26 protein-coding genes are annotated in these 23,580 nt (G+C 68.9%); 5 read left to right on the top strand and 21 right to left on the bottom strand.

Annotated elements, in window-relative coordinates; all coding sequences use genetic code 11:
• Window positions 1–72: 72 nt before the first annotated feature.
• Together R2J76_RS19265 and R2J76_RS19260 are read left to right on the top strand one after the other, a co-directional pair.
• Window positions 73–408, top strand: coding sequence for a hypothetical protein (locus R2J76_RS19265; RefSeq protein WP_316413284.1), 336 nt, complete (start codon window positions 73–75; stop codon window positions 406–408).
• Between the two features lie 77 nt (window positions 409–485).
• Window positions 486–998: a CPBP family intramembrane glutamic endopeptidase gene (locus tag R2J76_RS19260; protein ID WP_316413283.1), complete on the top strand. Its 513-nt coding sequence runs from the start codon at window positions 486–488 to the stop codon at window positions 996–998.
• Between the two features lie 96 nt (window positions 999–1,094).
• Here the strand turns inward: R2J76_RS19260 and R2J76_RS19255 are convergent, their stop codons facing one another.
• The 5 genes from R2J76_RS19255 to uppS all read right to left on the bottom strand — a co-directional run bounded on the left by R2J76_RS19255 (window position 1,095) and on the right by uppS (window position 5,991).
• On the bottom strand, window positions 1,095–2,027 hold the full coding sequence (locus R2J76_RS19255) for a hypothetical protein (RefSeq protein WP_316413282.1): 933 nt from the start codon (window positions 2,025–2,027) through the stop codon (window positions 1,095–1,097).
• A 69-nt stretch (window positions 2,028–2,096) separates the two neighbouring features.
• Entirely contained in the window at window positions 2,097–3,221 is a 1,125-nt protein-coding gene (locus tag R2J76_RS19250) for a M50 family metallopeptidase (RefSeq protein ID WP_316413281.1), read from the bottom strand.
• Window positions 3,218–4,384, bottom strand: coding sequence for a 1-deoxy-D-xylulose-5-phosphate reductoisomerase (dxr, locus tag R2J76_RS19245; RefSeq protein ID WP_316413280.1), 1,167 nt, complete (start codon window positions 4,382–4,384; stop codon window positions 3,218–3,220). Before dxr ends, R2J76_RS19250 begins: the two co-directional genes overlap by 4 nt.
• Before the next feature lie 3 nt (window positions 4,385–4,387).
• Entirely contained in the window at window positions 4,388–5,293 is a 906-nt protein-coding gene (locus tag R2J76_RS19240) for a phosphatidate cytidylyltransferase (RefSeq protein ID WP_316413279.1), read from the bottom strand.
• 11 nt (window positions 5,294–5,304) lie between these two features.
• Window positions 5,305–5,991 (bottom strand): polyprenyl diphosphate synthase, encoded by a 687-nt coding sequence (uppS, locus tag R2J76_RS19235; protein WP_316413278.1) that lies wholly within the window; start codon window positions 5,989–5,991, stop codon window positions 5,305–5,307.
• 217 nt (window positions 5,992–6,208) lie between these two features.
• Here uppS and R2J76_RS19230 point away from each other — a divergent pair, with 217 nt between their 5' ends.
• Entirely contained in the window at window positions 6,209–8,572 is a 2,364-nt protein-coding gene (locus R2J76_RS19230) for a PAS domain S-box protein (protein WP_316413277.1), read from the top strand.
• Between the two features lie 417 nt (window positions 8,573–8,989).
• Here the strand turns inward: R2J76_RS19230 and R2J76_RS19225 are convergent, their stop codons facing one another.
• The 6 genes from R2J76_RS19225 to R2J76_RS19200 all read right to left on the bottom strand — a co-directional run bounded on the left by R2J76_RS19225 (window position 8,990) and on the right by R2J76_RS19200 (window position 13,316).
• Window positions 8,990–10,123, bottom strand: a complete 1,134-nt coding sequence (locus R2J76_RS19225) for a D-alanyl-D-alanine carboxypeptidase/D-alanyl-D-alanine-endopeptidase (protein ID WP_316413276.1) — start codon at window positions 10,121–10,123, stop codon at window positions 8,990–8,992.
• A gap of 6 nt (window positions 10,124–10,129) precedes the next feature.
• On the bottom strand, window positions 10,130–10,666 hold the full coding sequence (locus R2J76_RS19220) for a type II secretion system protein (protein ID WP_316413275.1): 537 nt from the start codon (window positions 10,664–10,666) through the stop codon (window positions 10,130–10,132).
• A 47-nt stretch (window positions 10,667–10,713) separates the two neighbouring features.
• Window positions 10,714–12,312, bottom strand: coding sequence for an HD domain-containing phosphohydrolase (locus R2J76_RS19215; RefSeq protein WP_316413274.1), 1,599 nt, complete (start codon window positions 12,310–12,312; stop codon window positions 10,714–10,716).
• 43 nt (window positions 12,313–12,355) lie between these two features.
• Window positions 12,356–12,559, bottom strand: coding sequence for a cold-shock protein (locus R2J76_RS19210; protein WP_316413273.1), 204 nt, complete (start codon window positions 12,557–12,559; stop codon window positions 12,356–12,358).
• Between the two features lie 134 nt (window positions 12,560–12,693).
• Window positions 12,694–12,897 (bottom strand): cold-shock protein, encoded by a 204-nt coding sequence (locus R2J76_RS19205; RefSeq protein WP_316413272.1) that lies wholly within the window; start codon window positions 12,895–12,897, stop codon window positions 12,694–12,696.
• A gap of 215 nt (window positions 12,898–13,112) precedes the next feature.
• On the bottom strand, window positions 13,113–13,316 hold the full coding sequence (locus tag R2J76_RS19200) for a cold-shock protein (RefSeq protein ID WP_306598769.1): 204 nt from the start codon (window positions 13,314–13,316) through the stop codon (window positions 13,113–13,115).
• A gap of 287 nt (window positions 13,317–13,603) precedes the next feature.
• Between R2J76_RS19200 and R2J76_RS19195 the strand changes: the two genes are divergently transcribed.
• Together R2J76_RS19195 and R2J76_RS19190 are read left to right on the top strand one after the other, a co-directional pair.
• Window positions 13,604–14,377 (top strand): SDR family NAD(P)-dependent oxidoreductase, encoded by a 774-nt coding sequence (locus R2J76_RS19195; protein ID WP_316413271.1) that lies wholly within the window; start codon window positions 13,604–13,606, stop codon window positions 14,375–14,377.
• Between the two features lie 138 nt (window positions 14,378–14,515).
• Entirely contained in the window at window positions 14,516–15,052 is a 537-nt protein-coding gene (locus R2J76_RS19190) for a dienelactone hydrolase family protein (protein WP_316413270.1), read from the top strand.
• 1 nt (window position 15,053) lies between these two features.
• Here R2J76_RS19190 and R2J76_RS19185 read toward each other — a convergent pair whose 3' ends face one another.
• From R2J76_RS19185 to R2J76_RS19140, 10 genes are all read right to left on the bottom strand, one after another.
• Window positions 15,054–15,275 carry a hypothetical protein gene (locus tag R2J76_RS19185; RefSeq protein ID WP_316413269.1) on the bottom strand — a complete coding sequence of 74 codons (222 nt, stop codon included), beginning with the start codon at window positions 15,273–15,275 and terminating at the stop codon, window positions 15,054–15,056.
• 75 nt (window positions 15,276–15,350) lie between these two features.
• Complete coding sequence (locus tag R2J76_RS19180; protein ID WP_316413268.1) at window positions 15,351–16,232, bottom strand: hypothetical protein; 882 nt, start codon at window positions 16,230–16,232, stop codon at window positions 15,351–15,353.
• A complete protein-coding gene (locus R2J76_RS19175) occupies window positions 16,229–17,593 on the bottom strand; it encodes a metallophosphoesterase family protein (RefSeq protein ID WP_316413267.1) in 1,365 nt (454 codons plus the stop codon). Before R2J76_RS19175 ends, R2J76_RS19180 begins: the two co-directional genes overlap by 4 nt.
• Window positions 17,590–19,761 (bottom strand): LTA synthase family protein, encoded by a 2,172-nt coding sequence (locus tag R2J76_RS19170; RefSeq protein WP_316413266.1) that lies wholly within the window; start codon window positions 19,759–19,761, stop codon window positions 17,590–17,592. Before R2J76_RS19170 ends, R2J76_RS19175 begins: the two co-directional genes overlap by 4 nt.
• Before the next feature lie 30 nt (window positions 19,762–19,791).
• Window positions 19,792–20,982 (bottom strand): MFS transporter, encoded by a 1,191-nt coding sequence (locus R2J76_RS19165; RefSeq protein ID WP_316413265.1) that lies wholly within the window; start codon window positions 20,980–20,982, stop codon window positions 19,792–19,794.
• Window positions 20,979–21,500, bottom strand: a complete 522-nt coding sequence (locus R2J76_RS19160) for a DUF6677 family protein (protein ID WP_316413263.1) — start codon at window positions 21,498–21,500, stop codon at window positions 20,979–20,981. The genes R2J76_RS19165 and R2J76_RS19160 overlap by 4 nt, the downstream gene beginning before the upstream one ends.
• Window positions 21,501–21,583: 83 nt before the next feature.
• Window positions 21,584–21,847 carry a 30S ribosomal protein S18 gene (gene rpsR, locus R2J76_RS19155; RefSeq protein ID WP_243329043.1) on the bottom strand — a complete coding sequence of 88 codons (264 nt, stop codon included), beginning with the start codon at window positions 21,845–21,847 and terminating at the stop codon, window positions 21,584–21,586.
• On the bottom strand, window positions 21,844–22,236 hold the full coding sequence (gene rpsF, locus R2J76_RS19150) for a 30S ribosomal protein S6 (protein WP_316413262.1): 393 nt from the start codon (window positions 22,234–22,236) through the stop codon (window positions 21,844–21,846). Before rpsF ends, rpsR begins: the two co-directional genes overlap by 4 nt.
• 97 nt (window positions 22,237–22,333) lie before the next feature.
• On the bottom strand, window positions 22,334–22,897 hold the full coding sequence (gene pth, locus R2J76_RS19145; RefSeq protein WP_316413261.1) for an aminoacyl-tRNA hydrolase: 564 nt from the start codon (window positions 22,895–22,897) through the stop codon (window positions 22,334–22,336).
• A 1-nt stretch (window position 22,898) separates the two neighbouring features.
• Complete coding sequence (locus tag R2J76_RS19140) at window positions 22,899–23,537, bottom strand: 50S ribosomal protein L25 (protein WP_316413260.1); 639 nt, start codon at window positions 23,535–23,537, stop codon at window positions 22,899–22,901.
• Window positions 23,538–23,580 lie beyond the last annotated feature (43 nt).

Raw genomic sequence — 23,580 nt, 5'->3', positions numbered from 1 at the left:
ATTGACGGGCACCCCTCGCGGCCTAACGTGATCCTCCATCCGAGGGTTCTCGGTACTCCAACAGGTGCGCCCATGATCCACCCCAATGATGCATTTCCATCCAAACTTCCTCCCAAATTGGAGGATGGGGTCCTTGCCTGTATCACCGGCGGCATGATGCACCGCCAGCAAGCGGCCATTCCGGGCCACATCCCATCTTCCTCCAGCGCGTGGACTGGCCCCCAGGGGACGACCACGGGACCCGTGGGGAGAGCGATCCTGGAGACCGTCAAATCGGAAATCGCATCGGAAACCCTGCGAGCTGGATTGAATGCCGCGAAGGCTGTCGGCCAGTTGGTGGCCATGGGGCAGTCCATTCCCATGTCATCTAGGCCCGTGGCCGATCGTACCCACCGCTGGCTTAATTGACGGAGGGTCCCTGGTCCCGGGACCTCCCTGCGGTCCGCCTCCGCGATATCCTGGCGATGGTGGCCGTCAAGGCGTGGGTGGGAAGCATTGCGGCCTGGGAGGGGGAAGGTGGGGTTTGGCTGCTGCCTTGCGGCCCCACGCTGGCCGCGACGTTCCTGGCGACGGCCTTCCTCCTCGCCTTCTGCAGCCGGTACCATCCGGTGGAACGTTTCCGCCCCTGGGAGTGGCCCCTGGCGCTCCTCCCCTGGGGGTTCCTGACGGGAGTCAAGGTTCTCCGCCTCCTGCTGGCCCCGCCAGCCCCCGGGCCCGTGCCGCCTTCCATCGCCCTGGAGGTGGTGGGAATCGTGCCCTACGTGGAGGAGCTCCTCTACCGGGGCCTCTTCTGCCGGGTCGCTTCCAGGCGCCATGGCCCAGTCCTGGGCATCCTGGGTTCTGCGGCGGCCTTCGCCCTGGACCACCGGCAACCCGGCTTCATGCCCCACGCATTCTCCGCGGGCATCGCCCTGGGCATCCTCGGCGTGCGAACCCGGTCCCTCCTGCTGTGCGTGGCCTGCCACTCCGGCTACAACGCCATGCTTGCGTTCTGGTGAGGATGCGCTCCTTCACCAGGTTCGACAGGTCCTTCCCTCGGATCTTTTCGAAGAGCAGCCGGGCCGCGTGGCCTCCTCCCCTGGTGTGGCCGTCCTTCAGGTGGCGTCCAGGCGGCGCAGCAGTTCGACGATGGTGCGGTCCTTGTCCTCGAGCAACCGGTTCTTGTCCTCGATCAGCCGGTCCTTGTCCTCGATCACCCGGTCCTTGTCCGCAAGGGCCTTGCCCTGGTCGCTGATCACCCGGTCCCGGCTCGACAGGCCAATCCGCAGATCCGCGGCCTCCCTCGCGCGTTCCTGGAAGGCGTGGAGGATCTCGTCCTCCAGGTCCATCTTCACCCGGAGGCCGGGTTCGGAGTAGGCCAGCTTGAGCCTGCGAAGCACGTCCCGGTAGCGCTCCGGGAAGTTCACCTCCAGGATGTCCAGGAAGTGGGGGTCGGTGTGGGAGGCGACGCCCTGGTCGAAGACCTCCAGGAGCCGCTCCAGATCGGTCCGGCGGCGGTCCTTGAGGCGGTTCATCTGGATGATGACCGAATCGTGGGTCAGGGCCTCCACGAAGGGATCTGCGATGCGGACCTCGTCGCCCGTGGCCGGGTCCCAGCAGCGCCGGTCGACCCTCAGCACCGGAAGATCGAGGCCCTTCAGGCCCTCGCCCAGGAAGTAGATGGTGAGGATGGGCAGGGGCAGCTCCACGCCCTGGGCGTCCCGGTAGGAATTCCGCGGATCGGCGTAGCTGGTTCCCAGGTACCTCCGGAACCGCTGGATGTCGGAGGTGTCGCGGGCCTTCTGGATCTCGATGAGCACCAGCTTGCGGCTGCCGTCCTCCATGAGCACCTTCGCGGCGAAGTCCATGCGCAGGACCAGGAGGCTGGTGCCATCGGGGCGCGCCACCGGCTCCCGGGTCTCCGTGGGCACGAAGGAGAGCTCCACCACCTCCCGCCCCAGGAGCGCGGAAAGCAGCATCCGCGCGATCCGCTCGTCATCCAGGAGGAACTTGAAGACGACATCGTAGATCGGATTGGCGACGCTCATGGGACCGGGGCCCTCCCGGGGAAAGCCTAGGGGCATTCCCGGGCGTTGGCCACGGAAGGGCTCATGGGGTCAGTGCCGGAGCTTCCAGAGGTCCTGGAAGATGATCAGCGCGAACAGCCCCACGAAGAACAGGAACCCGCCGGTGAGGATGCGCTCCTTCACCAGGTTCGACAGGTCCTTCCCCCGGATCTTCTCGATGAGCAGCAGGGCCGCGTGGCCGCCGTCCAGGAAGGGGATGGGCAGGGCGTTGAGCACGGCGAGGTTCATGGAGATCAGGGCGACGAGGCCCATGAACTGGAGGAGGCCGGCCTTGGCCGCACGGCTTCCGGCCCGCACGATGGTGATGGGGCCGCCCACTTCCTTGAGGCTGACCTGGCGGCTCACCAGCTTGCCGAAATTCCCCAGGATCTCCCAGCCGAGGAGCGCGCTGCCCTTCACCGCGAAGGTCGCGCCCAGGAGGAGATCCCCGGCCCGCATGGGCCGCCGGTCGAAGGTCCAGCTGGAGGGCTCGAAGGCCACGCCGATCTTTCCGGCCCCGCCCACCTCCGCGGGGGTGATGGTGAGGGTGCGGCTCGTGCCTTCCCGGTCCAGGGCCACCGGGATGGGCTGGCCGGAGCGGGCCCGGATGTAGGTGATGGCCTCCTCGTTGCTGTTTCCGGGGAATTTCAGATCCCCGAAGCGGGTGATCTGGTCGCCCGGCTTGAGGCCGCCCTGGGCGCCGGGCATGCCGGCGTTCACTTCCACCACCAGGAGGGGGGAGGGCTGGGGATGGGCGGCGGTGGTGCGGGCGTTGTTGATGCCCAGGAAGAAGAAGATCACGACGGTGATGAGGACGTTGGCCAGGATGCCGCCGGAATAGAAGGCCATGCGCTTCCAGGCGGGCTGGGCCAGGAAGCCGTGGGGGTCCTCGGCGTCCGGATCCTCGGGGTTGTAGCCCGCCAAACGAACGTAACCGCCGAGCGGAAGCAGGGACAGGCGAACGTCCGTCTCCTGCCAGGCGAAGCCGGCCACCCGGGGGCCGAAGCCCAGGGAGAAGACCTCCACGGGCAGGCCCATCCACTTGGCCACCAGGAAATGGCCCAGTTCATGGAAGAAGATCAGGCCCACCAGGAGCACCACCGGTCCCCAGAAGCCCGCGCCGGGGATGAAGGAGACCAGGAGGAGGGCGGGGGCCGTGTACAGCAGACGCTTCATGGGTTTCCTTGGGTGTGTTGAAGGATCCAGGTGCGGGCGGCGTCCCGGGCACGCCGGTCCGTTTCCATCACCTGATCCAAAGTATGGGCCGGTTCGGCTGGAATGGCGGACAGGATCGCGCCACAACAGGCCTGGATCCGCCAGAAACTGATCCGGCCTTCCAGGAAGGCGGCCACCGCCACCTCGTTGGCCGCGTTGAGGATGGCCGGGGCGGTGCCCCCCTCGGCCAGGGCCTGGTAGGCCAGGGCCAGGCAGGGGAAGCGCTCCAGGTCCGGGGGCTCGAAGGTCCAGGTGCGGGCGGCCTCCCAGTCGTAGGGGGGGACCGGACCGGGCAAGCGATCGGGGTAGAGGAGGGCGTACTGGATGGGCAGCTTCATGTCGTTGGCGCACACCTGGAGCTGGTAGGTGCCGTCGTGGAACCCCGCCATGGCGTGCACCTGGCTCTGGGGGTGGATGGTCACGGCGATCTGGTCCGCGCCCAGGCCGAAGAGGAAGGCGGCCTCGATCACCTCCAGGCCCTTGTTCATGAGGGTGGCGGAATCGATGGTGATCTTGGGTCCCATCTTCCAGGTGGGGTGGTTCAGGGCCTGGTCGATGGTGGCGCCTTCGATCCGCGGGCGGTCCCAGTCCCGGAAGGGGCCGCCGCTGGCGGTGATGCGCACCTCCCGCACCGCCTCCGGGGGGTGTCCGGCCAGGAGCTGGTGCAGGGCGGCGTGTTCGGAATCCACGGGGAGCAGCTCGCCGCCGCCGGCCGCCAGGGCCTGGCGCATGAGCGCGCCGCCCACCACGAGGCTCTCCTTGTTGGCCACGCAGACCCGCAGGCCGGCCCGCAGCGCGGCTTCGGCGCTGGCCAGGCCCGCGGCCCCCACCACCGCAGCCAGGAGGGTGTCGGCCCCGGATTCCAGGGCGCAGGCCCGGAGGCCGTCCATGCCGTGGAGGATCTCCGGCCGGTAGGAGAGCTGGCCGGCCAGCCACTGGGCGTCCTCCGGGCGGGTGAGGGACACCAGCCGGGGCCGGAACCGCTCGCACTGGGCCCGGAGGAGATCCCGGTTGCGCCCGGCGGCCAGGGCCGTGACTTCCAGGCGGTGCGGGTGGGCGGTCACCACATCCAGGGTGGAGGTGCCGATGGAGCCGGTGGATCCCAGGAGGGCGACCTTGCGCATGGATCAGTTCAGCCCGTGGACGAAGTGGATGTAGGCGTAGAACACCGGGGCGGCGAAGACCAGGCTGTCCAGCCGGTCCAGCATGCCCCCGTGGCCGGGAATGGAGATGCCGCCCATGTTGGAATCCTTGGCCCCCGCGCTGCGCTTCCACATGCTCTCCACCAGGTCGCCCATGAGGCCCGCCACCCCCAGCAGCAGCCCGATGGCCAGGGCATCCACCACGGACCACTGGACGCACACGAAGGCCCGGATGAGGAAGGCCGCCAGGACATTGCCCGCGAGGTTGCCCCCCACCCCCTCCCAGGTCTTCTTGGGGCTCACCCGGGGCGCCAGCTTGTGGCGGCCCAGGAGGCTGCCGACGAAGTAGGCGCAGGTGTCCCCGATCCAGGTGATGAGGAAGAGGGCCAGCACCAGGCGCCCGCCGGTGTTGGACAGGGTCGTTTCGTCGAACATGAAGAGCTTCACCATGAAGCCGGTGCCCATGCCCAGGTACACGGCCCCCATCCAGGTGATGGCCTGGCTGGGGAGGGCCTTGTCCAGGTCCCGGTCCGTGAGGAGGGCCCCGAAATGGATGACCAGCGCCGAAAGGGCCAACACCAGCCAAAGGGGCAGGGGGTCCGTGGCATCCCGGCCCAGCAGGTAGAAATGCAGGAGGAAGCCCCAGCCCGCCAGGGTCCCGGCGGCCAGGGAGGGATTGAAGCCCATCTTCCGGCCCATGAGGGTGAATTCATGCATGGCCATGAGCAGGGCCCCGGCCAGGAGGCCCATGAACAGGGTCTTGGCCCAGGGGTTGGAGCCCAGGTAGAGGAGGGTGAAGAAGAAGATCGCGAACACCAGGGCGGTGCCCACCCGCACGGCAAGGTTGCCCTTGTCGATGCCAGCGCGCTTGGGGGGAGGGGCTGGGGTCATGGGGACTCCGCTCAGATGCCGCCGAAGCGGCGTTCGCGCTGGGAATAGGCCTCCAGGGCCTCCCGGAGCTGGGGGCCCCGGAAGTCGGGCCAGAGGCACTCGGTCATGTAGAACTCGGCGTAGGCGGCCTGCCAGAGCAGGAAGTTGGAAATGCGCAGTTCCCCCGAGGTGCGGATGAGCAGGTCCACGTCCGGGGCGCCGGCGGTCCACAGGCGGCTCGCCAGGGCCTCCTCGTCCAGATCGGCGGGCAAGACCCCGTCCTCGAGGCATTTCCGTGCCGCCGTGGCCAGTTCCAGCCGGGCCCCGTAGTTCACGGCCAGGTGGAAGACCATCCCGGTGTGGCCGGCGGTCTGTTCTTCCAGGGTGCGCAGATCCTTGAGGATCCCCCCGGGCAGTCCCTCCGGGGCGCCCAGGTGGTGGAACCGGATGCCCCGCTTCCGGAGCTTGGGCAGGAACATCCTCAGGTACATGCGCAGGAGGGCCATGAGGACGGCGACCTCCTGGGCGGGGCGCTTCCAGTTCTCCGTGGAGAAGGCGTACAGCGTGAGGTGGCCGATGCCGGCGTCGGAGGCGGCGTCCAGGATATCCTGGACCGCGCGCACGCCCTCCTTGTGGCCCTTGATGCGGGGCCAGCCCCGCTGGGCCGCCCAGCGGCCGTTGCCGTCCATGATCAGCGCGACGTGGCGGGGAACGGTCACAGGCCCATCCGGGGAGCGGAAGCGTAGACGATCAAACGAGGCATCTCCAGGCGATTGGCACGAAGGGCGCACACGGGGCGCGGCGGACGGATGGTGCGAATTCTACCATGGCGCCCGGGCCCCTTCCTTCCGCCGGCGACAAATTCGCGCCGGTTCTTGCCTTGGAACAGAAGGGATACGGTAATCTAGATCATTCCTTGGAAATGGGAAACCCTCGATGGTCCAATTCAACACCCGCGCGAACGAGATCCTGCTGAAGCTGGTCTATTACGGGCCGGGCCTTTCCGGCAAGACGACCAATCTCCAGGCGCTCCACGCCATGTGCTCGGAATCCAACCGGGGCGAGATGTTCTCCGTGAACACCCAGGAGGACCGGACGCTGTTCTTCGATCTGCTGCCCATCAACCTCGGGTACATCTACGGGAACGCCATCCACCTCCAGATCTACACGGTGCCCGGGCAGGTGCAGTACGACGCCAGCCGCCGGGTGGTGCTGGGCGGTTCGGACGGCGTGGTGTTCGTGGCGGATTCCAGCGAAGCCAAGATGCAGGAGAACGTGGACTCGCTCTCCAACCTCTACCACAACCTCAATGCCAACCGCTTGAACATCAAGCAGATACCCTTCGTCCTGCAGTACAACAAGCGGGATCTCCCGGACGCCATGCCCGTGGGCGTCATGAACCGCCGCTTGAACTTCCGTTCGGTGCCCTACTTCGAATCCATGGCCAACCGGGGGGAGGGGGTCCTGGACACCTTCCTGGCCATCGCCCGGGAGACCGTGGGCACCACCTTCAAGAAGTATCACCTGGACAAGAAGATCAAGGACTTCGACGAGATGCTCAATCTCATCGATTCCAATATCAAGGCCAGCATGCACGAGCTGCCCCGGGCGGCGGAACCGGTGGCGCCCCCGCAGGAATCCACGGTGCTCCGGCATTCCGGCGTGTCCATCACGGACCTGGCCCCGGGAAAGGTGGCGGACGCCCAGGACCTCCTGGAGGACGCCCTCACCTCCAACATGGAGACCGCGCGGCTCTACACCGAACTGCGCACCGTGAAGGACTCCCTGGAGAAGAAGAACGAGGAGCTCCGCCAGATCTACGGCCAGCTGGAGCGCGCCAACCAGGACAACCTCAAGACCCGCCGCTACCTGGAGGGCCTCATCCAGAGCGTGGGCGAGGCCATCGTGTCCTTCAGCTCCGACGGCCGCATCCTCACGTGGAACGCCGCCGCCGAGCGCATCTTCGGCTACGCCCGGGCGGAGATCGTGGGCCGCACCCTCCACCAGCTGGCCCCGGCCTCCTGCGCCGGGGAACTGGACCAGGTCATGGCCCAGGTGGGCCGGGGCCAGGTCATCCGCGACGTGCCCACGGTGCGCCTGCGCAAGGACGGCACGGAGTTCCCCGCCAAGGTCACCTACGCGCCCATCCGCGGCAGCGACGACCGGGTCCTGGCGTACTCCGCCCTGATCCGGGACGAGGGGGAGCGCCAGTCCCTGGAGGCCCGGCTCGCCGATGCGCAGGGCGCGGCCGTCCTGACCCGGATCCTGCCGCCCATGCTCAACGAGGTGGCCAACCGGCTCAGCCCCATGACGCTCCAGCGGGACCTGCTCCTGGGGGAGGCGGACCCCGTCGTCGCCCCGCGCCTGGCCAAGGTCCTGGCGGGCGTGGACCACGCGCAGATGCTCCTCAAGCCCCTCTTCATGCTCTTCTCCCCCTCCTCGCTGCGCATGGCCAACGCCAGCCTCAACGAGCTGGTGCAGGAATCCGCCCGCCGCGTGGAAGGGGAGGCGGCGGCCGCGGGCGTCTCGGTGGAGCTCTCCCTGGACCCCGCCCTCCAGCCCACGGCCATGGACGCCGGGATGGTGCTGGAAGCCACCCTCTGCCTCCTGCGCACGGGGATCCGGGCCTCGGCCCGTTCCGCCGCCAAGCGCCTGCGGGTGGGCACCCGGCAGACCTCCACCGGGCAGCAGCTGGTGGCCCAGGACACCGGCCCGGCCCTCTCCGAGGAGGAATCCCGCAGGGTCTTCGATCCCGCCCAGGCCACCGACGTGGATTCCCTGGGCATGTGCGTGGTCGCCTCCGTGGCCAAGGCCCACGGCGGAAAGGTCACAGTCCGCAGCCAGGAAGGACTTGGTAACGCTTATCTGGTGGAGTTGTCCATGGCCGAAGCACCGCCGTCCCCGTCCGTGCCCGCGAACCTGGAGGGTGCCCGCATCCTCGTGGTGGATGACGAGCAGTTCCTCCTGGAATGCCTGGTGGACGCCATCGAATCCTGGGGCAGCCAGGTGACCCCCTGCTCCCTGGCGGCCGAAGCCATCCAGAAGCTCCAGGGCGGCGCCTACGACCTCATCGTCTCCGATATCCGCATGCCCGGCCTCACCGGCATCCAGCTCTTCGAGTGGATCAAGGAGCACCAGCCCGCCATGGCCAGCCGCATCCTCTTCACCACCGGCGATTCCTTCGACCCGGAAACCCGCGCCTTCCTGGAGCAGGCCAAACTGCCCCACCTGGGCAAGCCCTTCGACCTGAAGAAGCTCCGCCAGGCGATCCTGGACCTCAAGGCAAGCAGGGCGAACTGAGCGTCCGGGTTCCGGACCTGCGCCCCGGGTCGTCATCACCGGACAAGCCGGCGATGACGGGGGGTGAGGAAGGGACGATGGGGCTAGGCTACGCCTATTGGCTTCGTTGAGCGGGGGGGTGTCCGGGAGGGAAGCGCCCTCCGGGAGGCCCCGGGCTTGGCGCGCGGCTTCCAATGCGGCATGGATTCGCTCCGCGTGAGCGAGACCGACGCCGGCAGGCGCCGACGCTGATCGCCATCGCTTCACCGATCAGTGTCGGCGCGTCCCCAGGTCCACCCCGAACCACACGAAGCGAGGCCCCGGCGTGGGTCGGGGCCAATGGGTGAAACACAGCCCGATCCCCGGGTGGAGATCCTTCCGTGGCTGCGGGCCGTGCCCGCAGCCACGACCCGGGGCGAAATTCCGGGACACGCGCGCCTAGTCCGCCCAGGCCTTGATCTGGTCCCACACGTCCCCTTCGGCGCAGTCGCCGTTGAGGAGGATGGCGAAGACGTGCTCCTTGCCGTCCCGGGTCTGGAGGAAGCCGCAGGCGCTCCACACGCCGCCCAGGTGGCCGGTCTTGACCCGCACGCGCCGGGCCAGGGCGGGGTCCTTGATGTGGAGGCGGAAGGGCTCCCCGCCGATGATCTTGAGGGAGGCGATCATTTCCGGGCCCACCTCGAAGTCGTTCCACGCGGCCCGGAGGGCGATGGCCAGGGTGCGCGCCGAGAGGCGGTTCTCCTTGCTCAGGCCCGAGCCGTCGGTGATGGCCACCTTGTCCGGGCCCAGGCCCAGCATGGTCGAGTAGAACCCCTGGATCTGCTTGACGCCCTGGGCCCAGGTGCCCCCGCCGAAGCGCTTGACAAGCATCTCGATCATGAAGTTGTTGGAGAACTTGTTGATGTCGGCCACCAGGTCCCGCAGGGGCGGGGAGTGGAAGGCCAGGAGCTTGCGGGGCTGCCCTTCGCCGGCCGGGGCGCCCTCGACGGCGATGCCGTCCTGGATGAAGATCCGGGTGAGGGTCTCGGTGGCCAGGCGTTCCGGATCGGTCACCAGGCGGCCCCGGTCCCGGTTGAAGTTCACGGAAAGGGGCAGGACCGGCGGCGTGGTGTTGGAGGAGGTGTTCTCCCAGCCGTCGCCGTAGCGCTGGCCGTCGAAGGCGGACTGGTCCAGGCGCACCCGGCCCCTCACCGCCGTGACGCCCCGCGCCTTGAGCTCCTCGGCCATGAGCCAGATGCGCTCGGAGGTCAGGTACGGGTCCCCGGCCCCCTTGAGGACGAGATCCCCCGCCACCGTGCCGCCCCGCAGGTCCCCCCACACCTCCGTCTCGATCTCGTAATCGGGCTTCCAGGTCTTGAGGAGGGCGTAGGTGGAGAGCACCTTGGTGGTGGAGGCGGGCACCAGGGCGCGGTCGGTGTCGTAGCCGTCAAGGAGCTTACCGGTCTGCAGGTCCCAGAGGCCCGCGGAGGCCCGGATGCCCCGGGCCTCCATGCGGCGCCCCCAGGCCGGGAGATCGGCGGAAGCGGAAACGGTGGCCAGAAGACAGGAGATGGCGAGGAGGCATCGGATCATGGGGGCCTATTTGGGGGTCGTCGTGGGGGTGTCGGTTTTCGGGGTCGCGTCCGTGGCGGCCCCCGGGGCGGTGGCGGCGGCGGCGGCCCCCGGCACCCCCAGCAGGTTCCCGGCCGCGGAAAAGGCCCAGTCGCTGGTGAGGGTCTTGCCGTTGTAGATGCGGAAGCTGTTCTCCTGGACCTTGGTCTTGACCCCGACGATGGGCAGCCCCGAGGTGTCCCCGGAGGCTCCGGGCTGCACGGCGGTGATGAGGTCCCATTCCCCTTCGCGGCTCATGGGGTCCTTGTAGACCTTGCGGACGACCGGGGGCCGCATCTTGCCCAGGTCCTCCAGGCTTAGGGGGTAGCCGCCGGTCTTGGCCCGGTAGGCGCGGATGCCCGCGGCCAGGGCCTCGCCCCGGAAGATGAGCTCCGCTTCCTGGTCCCGCTGGATCTCCGCATGGGCGGAGGGCAGGAGCGCGGTGAGGAGGATGCCCATGGCCACGATGATCGCCAGCAGCATGGCCAGGATGAATCCCCGTTCCTCTGTGGTGACGCGCGCCATCCGGACCTCCGGCCCCCAGCTTACCTCAGGATGCCGGCAAGGGCGTTTTAGTGCCGGGATTTGAGAATCTGGATGAGCTGGCCCACCAGGTGGGGATCGAACTGGATGCCCGCCAGGCGCTGGATTTCCGCCTCGGCCTGGGCGGGGGTCTTGGCGGCCCGGTACGGTGTTTCCGAAATCATCATTTCGTAGGCTTCCACCAGGTGGATGATCCGGCTGCCCATGGGGATGGCCTCGCCCTTCAGCCCGTCCGGGTACCCGCCGCCGTCCCAGTGCTCGTGATGGTGGCGGATGATGTGCAGGACATCAAAGGGGAAGTACAGATCCTTCAGGAACGTGGAGGCCAGGACCGGGTGCTGGCGCACCTTCTCCAGTTCCTCGGGGGTGAGCCGGGGCTTGTCCAGCACCCGGTAGTCCAGGAGCAGGGTCCCCACATCGTGGAGGATGGCCGAGATGCTCACCGCCTCCACGGCCGCCGTGGGCAGGTCCACCTTGCGCGCCAGGTCCCGGGAGAGTTCGGCGGTATGGATGCTGTGGGTCTTGAGGGAGGGGATCCGCCCCTCGGCGGAGGCCAGGATGCGGTGGCTCACGGAGAGGAAGGCCTGGTGGTAGCGCTCGTGGAGGCCCACCTCCTGGAGGTAGAAGCCCAGCATGCGCGAAACCTGGCGCACCAGGTCCTGCTCGTGCATGGAGAAGGGGCGGTCCTCCAGGCGGAAGAGCATGAGGAGGTTCTCTCCCCCCGCCTCTTCCTCCAGGAGGACCGGCAGCAGGGTGGCGAAGTGCCCGGTGCGGGGCTCCCGTTCCGGCCATTCGGACCGGGCCAGGATCGGCGGATCGGCATCCGCCCCCTGGGGCGCCTGGGCCAGGATGTGCCGGAGGACCTCCTTCTGGAGGTCGGCGGAAAGGGGCAGGCGGCTGTAGACCAGCAGCGGCCTGGCCTCCTGGGTTTCGCTGAGGCGCAGGGCCACGGCGGCGGATGGGACCATCTGGCAGAGCAGGCTCGCGGCTTCCCAGAAGAAGGTCTGCTGCTCGGGGACGACCCCCTCGGTTTCCGTCGCGGGATAGGCATCGGCCTCCGGCGCCTCCACCTGCACCATGGCCCCGGAAGGGGGCGCGGGGACCCTCAGCGCGGGCAGCTCCTCCACGGCGGGGGCCGGGGGCTCGGGGTCGGGCTGGGCGGCGGGGATGGGGAAGGCGTTGAGGGCCAGGACGATCTCGGCGCAGATGGCCTGGGCCAGGGGATCCTGCCGCGCCGCGTCGTAGACCCCGCCCTTGGAGGGGTCCCGCTGGATGAGCAGGGCCTTCCAGTCGCCCCGGTCGTAGATGGGTGAGATGTGGAAACGCGCCACGTTGGCGGCTCCCAGACTGAAGGGCTTGAGTTCCGGGTAGTTCTTGGGATCGTTCACCGTCAGGCTCCGCCGTTCCCGGGCCATGAGGACCAGGACGGGGTCCTGGGGCGCGATGCGCTCCTGGGGCGGCAGGGTGCGGGGCCAGCCGTAATGGCTGACCAGTTCGAAGGCTCCGGTGGCGGGATCCCGCAGGTAGAGCGCAGCCTTGGTGCTGCCCAGATCCTCCAGGCACCGGTAGATCAGTTGGGAAAGCCGCTGGATGAGCGGATCGCTTAGACTGCGGAGGCTTGGCAGCATATCCGGTATCCTACGCGCTGGCCCCGGCCGCGTCCAATCGTTCTCAGGCCCGGCTCACCATGATGGCCTGGGGCCCGCGGGCCCCCTGGGTGATCTCGAACTGGACCCGGGCGTTGATGTCCAGGGTCCGGAATCCGCCGGACTGCACCGCGGAGTGGTGGACGAAGATATCCGGCCCTCCCTCGTCGGGGGTGATGAATCCGAAACCCTTCTGGGTGCTGAAGCTCTTCACGAAACCAGACGACATGTTCGCCTTCCTCGGCGGGCCTTCCGCTGGGCAAAGACTATCGGTGGCCTGGGTTGGAATCAACAATGTTACTTTCATGCCAAAAAAAGAGGGCGGCCATCACAGCCGCCCTCCCGTTCCGGCCCTGCCGTCGCCTAGAGCTTGACGACGTTCGTGGCCTGGGGGCCCTTCTGGCCCTGGGCGACCTCGAAACTCACCCGCTGGTTCTCGGCGAGGGTGCGGAAGCCGCGATCCTGGATCGCGGAATGGTGGACGAACAGATCGGCGCCACCCCCATCGGGGGTGATGAAACCGAAACCCTTTTCAGCGTTGAACCACTTGACGGTGCCTTCGGACATGGTGTCTTTCCTGCGGGGGCCTGCCCCTTCTCGCCTGGGGTTTTCAGTTCAGGGTCCTTGCCAGGCCAAGGCGCCGGGGGGAGCGGAGCTCCCGGGGAGAACGCGTTCATGACCCGCCGGGGGCGGATCACCCCTGGGATCATAACCCAGCCGGGGAACCGCTTCAACGGAGAGGAACGTACATGGAACGGCCCCCGGGGAGGGGGCCGTCGGGTCTACAGCTTGACGACGTTCGTGGCCTGGGGCCCCTTCTGGCCCTGCGCCACATCGAAGCTCACGCGCTGGTTCTCCTGGAGGGTGCGGAAGCCCCGGTCCTGGATGGCGGTGTGGTGAACGAACAGATCGGCCCCACCCTCATCGGGGGTGATGAAACCGAAGCCCTTTTCAGCGTTGAACCACTTGACGGTGCCCTGAGCCATTGCCACTTCCTAGAAAAATGATCCTGGGTAGGGTTATCGCCACGCTCCTCCCAGGTGAGGATCCATGGCACCAGGACCGTACCGTTGGGAACGGGCGGTTCTGGTTGGGGGATGAGAAATAGATTAGGCCATGAGGATAATATAGGAATTCAAAAAGTTCCCCAAGATTTCACGGGAATTTCAATATTTTTTTCGGGACCCCGCCCCCACCCCCGCCCTGGGTCCCCAAATCCTCTGCCTTCAGCGATATCCTATAGAACTACCCCTGCCATCCCGGAGAAACCGCCATGCGCCCTGAAAACCCCATCGTCCTCATCACCGGCGCGTCCTCCGGTTTCGGAGAGGCCACCGCGCGCATGCTCGCGGCCCAGGGCTGCCATCTGGCGCTGGGCGCCCGGCGCGTGGAGAAGGTGAGGGCCCTGGCCGCGGAACTGGCCTCCAAGCACGGGGTGAGGACCTTCGCCGGGGCCCTGGACACCCGTGCCACCGCCAGCGTGGAGCGGTTCGTGGCCGAGGCCGCCGCGGCCCTGGGGGGGCTGCACGTGGTGGTGGCCAACGCCGGCCTGGCCCGGGGCACCGACCGCATGGATTCCGTCCTCGAGGAGGACTGGCAGGCCATGCTCCACACCAACGTGGAGGGCGTCATCCGCACCATCAAGGCGACCCTTCCCCATGTGCGCCGCAGCGGATGGGGCCACTACTTCACCATCGGCTCCACCGCAGGGCACTGGGTCTACGAGGGCGGCGGCGCCTACTGCGCCTCCAAGCACGCCCTGAAGGCCCTCACCCGCACCCTCCGCCTGGAACTCTGCGGCGAGCCCATCCGCATCACCGAGGTGGACCCCGGCATGGCCGTCACCGAGTTCTCCCTGGTGCGCCTGCAGGACGCCGCCAAGGCGGATTCCGTCTACACCGGGGTCGAACCGCTGGTGGCCGAGGACATCGCCGAGTGCATCCGCTGGGCCCTGGCCCTGCCGGACCACGTGAACATCGACCAGATGATCGTCAAGTGCCGGGACCAGGCCAGCCACAACGGCACCCGGATCCACCGCCGCGCCTGATCCGCCGGTCCGCTTTTGGGCAAAAGGGAACATGGGGGTTCCCTTTTGCGGGTTTTGACCCATCCTCTGTCATGGCTGGCGGGCCCCTTCGGGCCTTGGCTGGCCACCTGCCCCGCTCCTGTGGCATCATGAGGATCTATGCCGGCACCCTCCTCCATACTCCTTCTGCACGGCCTGGGAGGAAGCGGTCTCGGGACCGTCAAGCTCCTGGAAGAAAGCCTCCAGGCCGGGGGCTGGGAGAACGCGGTCTTCCTGCGCCCCACCCTCCAGGCCGTCCACATGCCCCCCGAAGGCAAGCCCATGGACCGCGTCTTCGTGCAGGCCTGGGACGAGATGAACGCCTTCCTTGGCACGCGGGTGCCCCACCTGACGGTGGGCTTCAGCTTCGGGGGCCTCCTTTCGGCCTTCGCGCCGTCCCCCCTCCGCCTTTCGGTGTGCAGCCCCTGGTCCCAGCTGACCCCGGACGCCATCCAGCGCGCCGCCGCCCGCCCCGAGTGGCGCGTGCTGCACGGCCAGGAGGACACCCTGGTGCCCCCCACCCAGCACCTGCAGATGCTCCCCGATTCCATCCCCCTCACCCTCGACCCCAAGGGCACCCACGACTTCGACGCCTGGATGCCGCGGATCGTGGACTGGATCCACGGGAGCTGGGACGCGTTCCAGGTGAGTAAATAACCTAGGCGGCGTGGTTTTCGCCGGGCTCGTGGGGTTTTTCCACGCAGGAGCAGGGCTGCGCGTTGGCGCCGGCCTCGGCCAGGAGGGCCATGTCCACCCAGTGGGCCGCGCAGGCTCCGGTGGAGGCCTTCTTCACGTGCACCTGGGCCCGGTCCCGGTCCAGATCCAGGGCGACGACGGTGACCAGCGCCGAGACGCCTCCTCCCGCGGGTTTCCAGATCATGCACACGCCAGGGCGGATTCCATCCATCTCGAACCTCTTTCTGTTTATTTTCGCGCCATCGTGCAGGGAATGCAATCAATTGCCCAGCCAAAGCACGTGGCGGAGGACGGGGATCTGCAGGTTGGCGTGGAGGGCGAAGGACAGGACGAAGCCCAGGAGGAGGCCGTAGGAGAGGCGCCGGAAGGGGAGGGGGCGCTCCAGGCGCTGCCAGGTCCAGCCCCAGGTGAGGCCCAGCAGGAGGCCCCACGCCCAGCCCCACTGGGGCAGGTAGGCCACGAAGAGCAGCGCCAGGGCCCCGTACAGGGCCTTCATGGGCACGCGGCAGCCCAGGCGCTGCAGGGGCAGCAGGTAGGTGAGGCCCGCGCCCAGGCCCCACGCGGCCAGGTCCGGCGCCCAGCCGGGGTTGGCCGCATAGTCCCACCAGGGCTTGGCCAGCACCAGGCCCAGGGCCAGGGCCGCCGGGAAGGCCCGGGGCGACGGCGCCCGGCAGGGGCGGAAGGGCACGGGGTGGAGCTGGCCGAAGGCTCCCAGGAAGGCGAAGACGCTGGCGCCGGCCAGGGGCATCACCGGATGCAGGAAGCCGGTGAGTTGCCATAGGCCGATGCGCAGCCAGATGAGGGCCCCGTCCTCCCGCATGGGGTCCTTGAGGGCCACCCACAGGGATGCGGCGCCCATGAGGGCCACCAGGGCGCTGGGCACCAGGTCGGGTGTGCTCCAGTGGTCCAGGTTGAGTCCCCGCATGAAGAGGAGGGCCGCCGCCAGGCCCGCCAGGGCCAGGGGCCGGATGGGCACCGCGTCGAAAAGGCGCGGCCGGTGGCGCTTGAGCAGCACCGGCACCGGCAGGAGGGCCACGGGCAGCACCAGCACCCAGAAGCGCGGGCCCTGGAAATCCAGGCCATAGATGGCCAGGCCGTGCACCAGCCCGCCCAGGTAGAGGAAGAGCCAGGCCGCGATCATGGACGCTCCAGGCGAACGGTCCGCACGCCGTGGGCCGGCAGGGGGAGACGGACCCGGTAGCTGAAGGAGGGGCCGTTGGGCAGGACGGATTCCAGGACGCCCCCATCGGGCCGCAGGTCCGGGGCGGCGCCCTGGAGGGTCACCCGCACGGCGTCGAAGGATTCGTTGAGGTCGTTGCGGACCTCCACGGCGCCCCCCGGCAGGGTCCGCACGTGGAGCCGGCCCAGCGGTACGCTGGCGATGGGGTTGGGGCGGCCCGTGCCCGCGAGGTCGTAGGTTTCGCTCACCAGGCGGCCTTCCGTGAAGCGGATGATGCGGTACCCGTGGTAAGTGTGGGGCCAGCGGGTCACCCGCCGGAGCTCGTTGCCCAGGGCGGTGACCACCGCGTAGTGGGTGCCCGGGAAGTCGGCGCGGTCATCCCGCAGGTTCCCCTCCGCGTCGAAGATCGCGTCGGAGTGCCAGTGCCCGCTGAGCACCAGGGGCACGCCGTGGAGGCGGCAGAGGTCCATGAAGGCCCCCCGGTAGCCGTTGAGGTGGCCGCCGCTGCCGCCGGCCTCGCCGTGGATGGCCGATCCCGCGGGCAGCACCGGGTGGTGGAGCTGGATGACGGGGGTGCGCCCCTCCAGGTGCTCCAGCTCCCCCTTGATCCAGTTGAATTCCGAGGGGGTGAACTGGTCCCGGCCGTGGGAGGAATCCAGGCTCAGCACGCGCAGGGGACCCAGATCGGCCCGCTGGGGGCCGGGTCCGAAGGCCCGCAGGTAGGCCGCCCAACCCTTGCGCTCGTGGTTGCCGGGCGCGGCCAGGAAGGGCATCTCCAGGCGGCCGAGGTTCTCCAGGAGGAAGGCGTACCATTCGGGCCGCACGTCGTACGAGATGTCCCCGCTGCCCAGCACCGCCGCGGGCTGCAGGAGATTCATCTCCTCGATGAACTGGGGCAGGAGGGCCTCCCGGCCCGGGGGCGGGAAGTCTCCGGCCTGGACGATGAAGAAGGACGCGGGCCAGGTCCTGCGCACGAACACGGCTCCCGGCTGGCGCAGGTCCTGGCTGGAGGTGCGCACCCGCAGGGCGTAGCGTCCGTCCCTCAGGTCCGGGATGCGGGTGGCGAGGCAGAGGATGTTGCCGCGCCACCAGCGGGTGGGGGGCGGCAGGGGGAAGGCGGCGCCCCCGTCGTCCTCCAGGCTCAGCGCCGTTTCCGGCGCCGCCCAGGGCAGGCTGGTGCGCAGGTACACTTCCAGCGTCGTGCCCGGGGCCTGGACCTGGGGGGTGCCCAGGCGGGGCCGGTCCAGGCGCACCCGGAGCGGGAGCCCCGTGGCGACGATGATCGCCGCCCCCAGCGCCAGGAGGAGGCCCCAGGCTTTCACGGCCGGTCCTTCAGGGGCCTGTTGTGGGAAAGGAGGAACTTCGACCACTGGTGGAACCCCTCGGCCAGGGCGCGCATCCGCTCCACCCGCGCGGGCTCCAGGGCCGCCAGGTCGGAAGGATCGCCGCGGTCCGTGCGGAAGAGCTGGGCGCGCCCCCCGGGGTCCACGGTGAGGTAGTAGTCGCCCTGAAGGAGCCCGATGCGGGGCGGCCTGCGGAACGTGGTGAAGGTGAAGGCGGCGGAACGCTCCTGGAAGGCCGGGTCCAGGGCGTCCTTGCCCAGGGTGGAAGTGCGCCAGGGCACGCCCAGGAGGCTGGACAGGGTGGGCAGGAGGTCCATCTGGGTGGCCACCGTGTGCACCCGCCGGGGCTTGAGGAGGCCCGGCGCGTAGATGAGGAGGGGCACATTGTGGATGGCCAGCTTGAGGTCGCCGAAGCGCTTGTCCACGTCGTTGCGGAAGGCGTCGTCGAAGCGGGGATCCTCCGTGCCCCGGGGCAGTCCGTGGTCGCCCCACAGGACGAAGACGGTGTCGGCGAACCAGGGCTGCCTGCGCGCGGCCTCGAAGAAGGTCTCCAGGCTGTGGTCCATGAGGCGCACCGCGTTGAACTCGTCGTTGCCGATGAAGCCCCCCCTGGCCAGGGCCGCCGGGTCCAGTTCGGCCTTGCGGAAGTCCTTGAGGTGCTTGGGAATGGTGAAGGGGGGATGGTTTCCCGAGGTCTGGATGTAGCTCCAGAAGGGGGGGGCCTGGGTCCCCAGGTTGTCCGCGGCCTCCCGCAGGAGATCGGCGTCGCTGATGCCCCACACGTCCACCACGGGGCTGCGGAACGAGCCCTCCTCGTGGATCCTCAGCCCCGGGAAGTTCTTCTTGAGGACGCCGCGGATCTGGGCCCAGTTGGCGCTGCCGCCCAGGAAGAAGGTCTTGGAATAGGCGTCCAGCCCGGAGAGGACCGTGCCCTGGTCCAGCAGGAGCGGGTTGCGCGTGGCGTTCTCCACGGCGCTCACGTCCGGCACGCCGAAGAGCGTGGCGAACATGCTGCGGCTGGTGTTCTCCATGGCGACGTAGAACCGGTCGAAGAAGATCCCTTCGCGGCAGAGCCGGTCGAAGCAGGGCGTCGGGTCCAGGGGGTTGCCCTGGATGCCGGTCTTGAAGGAGGCGAAGCTCTCCAGCTGGATGAAGACGACGTTGGGGCGCCGGGCCGGGTCGATGAGGGGGTGGGGGACGCCCCTTCGGGCCAGGGTGGGCAGGCCCTCGGCATCGGTGGCCTCCGGGATGCCGAAGTACTCCGCCATCACCGGCGCGGAGGCCTTCACCTTCCGGAGGTCGAAGCCGCCGTCCATGTCCCGCCGCGTCTCCAGGAAGAACAGCACGGGGTTGAGGGCCAGGTGGGCCTGGAAGGTGCCGGGCAGTTCGAAGGCCTCGGCCCAGCGCAGGGGATAGGCCGACCAGCGGCCCCACATGAGCGCCAGCAGGCCGAAGGCGGCCAGGGCGTGGAGGGCCTTCCGGCCCCGGGGCACGGGGGACGCGAGCTCGAGCCTGGAGGCCAGGGCCCGCAGGCCCCAGGCGGAAAGGGCCAGGACGGCGGCCAGGGCCAGGGCGATGCGGACCACGGGATAGCTCTGCCAGACCATCTTCAGGCTGGTGCCCGCGTTCTCCAGGAACATCACCAGGGTGCCGTTGAGCCGGGTGTGGATGTAGCCGTAGGCGCCGAAGTCGGCGACGTAGGCGAGGAGCACCGCGGACAGCGCCGCGAGGGCGTAGGCGGCCCAGATGCGCCGGGCGGATTTCATGCCCAGGCCGAAGCCGCCGCAGAGGCCGTGGTGGATCCCCGCGAGGACCAGGAACCCGTAGAGCCAGGCCCGGGCCTCCACGGTGTCCACCATGGCCACCAGGATGAGGCCCGCGTAGACCAGGAGGGCCGCCGCCAGGGTCAGGGCCCCCAGGGCGGCGCGGGAGGGGCGCCCGGGGTTGCCGGCCTTCAGGAGGAGCAGCGCGGGCAGCACCAGGATGGCCGCGAGGCGCGCGTCGAACTTCAGGCCGATGTAGAGCGCGTGGGCGGTGCCGCCCTCGGCCCCGCCGAAGCGCAGCAGGAAGGCCAGGCGCAGGAGCCCGAACAGGATCACCAGCAGCGCGAGGAGGACGGCCAGGAGCCGGAGCTTGGTTCGGGGCATGGACGGCCTTCCTATGGGTCTGGGGAGATTCTAACCCGCCGTGGGGGCCGATTCGCGCAAAAGGCGCCGCGAGAGGGGCAGGGAGGCCAGGGCGAAGAGCGCGGCCACGGCCCAGCCCAGGCGGTAGCCCTGGGCCCCCAGGTGCTGGCAGCCCCAGCCGATGACGCCGCCGATGAGCAGGGAGCCGATGCCGATGCCCGAATCGAAGGAGAAGAGGGTGGTGCCGAAGGCCGCGCCCCGGCGGTCGGGGTGGGTGATCTCCAGCACGTGGGCGTTGAGGAGGGTGTGCACCATGCTGTAGCCGCCGCCGTAGAGAAGGGCCGACAGGGCGTGGCGGCTGGCGCCGCCGGGCATCAGGGCCAGCATCCCGAGGCCCGCCCCCGCCGCCAGGAGCATCCCGGGCAGCAGCCGCGTGGGCCGCGCTCCGAAGCCGACCCGGGTCATGAAGACCCGCATGGCCACCATGCCGATGGCCATGCAGGACAAGAAGGCCGCGTCCGTGGGCAGCAGGCCGAACAGGGGCGGGAACCCCTGCTTCAGGGCCTCCTGGGCCGTGTAGGTGCCCAGGGCGCCGTAGCCCAGGGCCGTGGTGAAGAATACGAGGCAGGGGGCCAGCAGGGTCCGGTCCGGCCACTGAAAGGCCGGCCGCCGCTCCCGGTCCAGCCGGTCCGGAGGCAGGGTGAGGGAGAGCCCGCCCAGCACCACGAAGGCCGCCGCCAGCACCGAGGTCATGGTCGGGAACCCCATGCGGCCGTAGGCCGCCAGGCCCACCACGGGACCGAAGATGACGCCCCCGGGGCTGGCCAGGCCATACAGCGACATGCCGTCGGCCCTGCCGTCCTCGGGCAGCACCTCGCCGAGGGTGGCCATGGTGGCCGTGAGCAGCCCCGACCACACCACGCCGTGGGGGAAGGCCAGGGCGTAGAAGGCCCACCGCGCGTGGAGGAGGCCGTAGGCGCCCAGGAAGAGTCCGAACCCGATGGAGCACCCCACCACCATGCGCCGCTTTCCCACCCGGTCCCCGAAGGGGCCGGTGACCAGCGCCCCCAGGGCCGAACCCGCGGTGAAGGCGGTCATGAACCGCCCGGATTCGGCGATGCTCGCCCCCAGGGCGAGGAGGCGCAGGGGCACGGTGGGGAAGAGCTGGAAGGCGGCGAAGAACGTGATGAACGTGATCGCGAAAACCAGGACGAAGTTGCGGGTGAGGAACCTCGAGGTCACTTGGCGGCCGGGATGTCCTTCCCGGCCAGGGCGTCCTGCTCGTCCTGGGGGAGGCGCCACACCCAGCGCCCCGTGGTCCTGTCGAAGATATCGAAGCAGGCCAGCCAGTTCAGGAGGCCCGTGACCATGACGTACGAGGCGCCGTACTCCTGCACCAGGTTGCGCACGGGCTCCGTGCCCACGCCCCCGAAGAGGTAGCCGAAGAGGGCGTACACCGGGCCCGTGCCCGCCGTGGCCGCGGCGCCCAGGGTGGGCATCCACTGGAGGGGCGAAAGCTGGGGAACGTAGACGCCGCCCCGGATGCCGTCCACGGCGCCGTTCTGCAACTGCAGGAAGCCCAGGACGAGGAACACCACCGTCACGGAGAAGAGGGCCTTGGCCCGGCCCTTCTCGCCGATGAGCCAGTAGCCGAGGCCCGGCACCAGCCAGTTCAGGAGCACGGGCTTCCAGGAGGCGTGGAAGGCCTTGGCGCCCCGGAGGGGGGCCGGCAGCTTGGGCAGGGGTTGGGCTTCGCTCATCCGGCCATTCTAGCTGAAAAGCACCGGGAGCCCCAGGGCGGAAGGATCCGCCCGGGGGCTCCCGGAGACGTGCCTGTTCGGTTCTAGTCCGTGGCGAAGGGCAGCAGGGCGATGTTGCGGGCCCGCTTGATGGCCTCGACCAGCATGCGCTGGTGGAGGGCGCACACGCCGCTGGTGCGGCGGGGCAGGACCTTGCCGCGCTCGGGGGTGAAGCCGCCGAGGGTCTTCACGTCCTTGTAATCGATGAAGGTGGACTTCTCGACGCAGAACTTGCAGAACTTGCTGCGCCGACCGCCAAATACCTTCTTCTTCTTGGGCTTGCCTTTTCCGTCCGTGCGACGCTTCATCCCATCACCTCTTCAAGGGAACGTTCCTTGATCCCGGCCTGGGCCTTGCGGCGGCCTTCGCGCTCGTAGCGCACCTTCTGGCGCTCCGCGGCCTTGGTCTGCTCGTCCATGCGGACGGACATGTACTTGATGACCGAATCGTGGTTGCGGAAGCGGCGCTCGAGCTCGGCGATGAGGGTGGGACCCGCGTTCATGTCGAACAGGGTGTAGTAGCCCTCGCTGAACTTCTGCACTTCGTAGGCCAGCTTCTTGCGGCCCCACTTCTCGGTCTTGAGCAGCTCGCCATTCTGCTCGGCAATGATCCCCTCGAAGTGCTTCACAAGCTCTTCAGCCTGTTCGTCAGTCAACGTAGGGGAGGCGATGAAGATGGTCTCATAGCGACGCATCATTCCTCCTCGTGGATGTGAAGCCCCGACATGGTACCGGAGCAAGGAGGTCCCCAGGCGGGGACGCGAAAGATCAGCATCTCAGGAAAGGGCATGTTTTTCAAGCCGGAAGCTTGAAGCCGGCGCGGCCGACCAGGGCCGGGGCGTCGGGAGCGGACCCGAGCTGTTCCATGAACCGGGCGAAGGGCTCGTCCAGGGCGTCGATGCGCTCCCACTCGTCGTCGGTCCACTCCCCCAGCACGAAATCCACCAGGGGGCGCTGGAAGGGGCCGATGCCCAGGCGCAGGCGCGGGATATCCTGGGTGCCCAGGTGCCCGAAGACGGACTTCAGGCCGTTGTGGCCCCCGTCGCTGCCCGAGAGGCGGAAGCGGCCCTCGCCCAGGGGGAGGTCCTTGTCGTCGTGCAGGAGGATCATCCGCCCGGGCTCGAACCCGGCCTTGGCGGCCTCGGCGCAGCACTGGCCGCTGAGGTTCATGTAGGTGCCGGGCACTAGGGCCAGGAAGGGGTGGCCCAGACGATACAAGGCTCCAGTGCTGAAGGTGTGCACGACCGCGGGGTGCGGGCAGTGCGCTTCCATCCAGCGCTGGAGCAGCAGGCGTCCCAGGTTGTGCCGGGTGGCCGTGTAGGCCGCACCGGGATTGCCCAGCGGGACGAGGACGAACACCCTACTTCTTGGCCTTGGCGGCGGGGGCGGGGGCGGCGGCCGCGGCGGGGGCGGCTTCGGCGGCGGGGGCCTCTTCCTCGGCCTGCTTGCCGACGACGCTGCACACCACGTTGTGGGCGTCGCCGTGCAGGGTCAGGTGGGAATCCAGGTTCAGCTGGTCCAGGCGCAGGGAGTCGCCGATCTTGAGGTGCTCGACGTTCACGTCGATGTGGGCGGGGATGAAGCTGGGCAGGCACTCCACCTCGATCTCGCGGTGGGTGAAGTCCAGCAGGCCGCCGTCCTTGACGCCCGCGGGGGTGCCCTTGAGGACGATGCGCACCTTGACCCGGACCCGGTGGTCGGGATCGACGCGCATGAGGTCCACGTGGACCAGGCGGCGGGTGACGGGGTCGCGCTGCACGTCCTTGATGATGACGTGGCGCTTGATCTCCGTGCCCTCGCGCTGGAGGTGGATGAGGGAGTTCATGCCGCTGTCGCTGGCGATGATGCGGGCCACGGTCTTGGGGCTGATGGCGATGGCGACGGGGGGCTCGTTGAGGCCGTAGATGACGGCGGGGATCATGCCCTGCTTGCGCAGGCCCTTGCTGGCCGACTTGCCGATGGTCTCGCGGAGCGCGACCTGGATGGTTTCCTGAGTCATGGTTCCTCCTACCTGGCCGGATCTCCGGCCCTCTCGTTGGGAA

Source organism: Mesoterricola silvestris, assembly GCF_030295405.1.
GTDB lineage: Bacteria > Acidobacteriota > Holophagae > Holophagales > Holophagaceae > Mesoterricola > Mesoterricola silvestris.
Note: the sequence above shows the minus strand (reverse complement) of the source record. Positions and strands in the feature narration are given on the sequence as shown.